Genomic DNA, 201 nt, shown 5'->3' on the forward strand with positions numbered 1-201 from the left:
AGCCCATCGAGGGCCGGGGCGTTGTTTACCAGGACAAAAAACCACCAGCGCCCCGGCTGGGGGCCCTGGTGAAGGCCATTGTGCAGAAGCTGAAGGCCTACCAGCCCATCGAGGGCCGGGGCGTTGTTTACCAGGACAAAAAACCACCAGCGCCCCGGCTGGGGGCCCTGGTGAAGGCCATTGTGCAGAAGCTGAAGGCCT

At 63.7% G+C, this 201-nt stretch carries 1 protein-coding gene; it reads left to right on the plus strand.

Annotated features, from left to right (window positions below):
- On the plus strand, nt 1–201 hold a 201-nt coding region (locus BEN49_RS28325; RefSeq protein ID WP_158023004.1), incomplete at both ends, for a hypothetical protein.

It is taken from the genome of Hymenobacter coccineus (assembly GCF_001816125.1).
Taxonomy (GTDB): Bacteria; Bacteroidota; Bacteroidia; order Cytophagales; family Hymenobacteraceae; genus Hymenobacter; species Hymenobacter coccineus.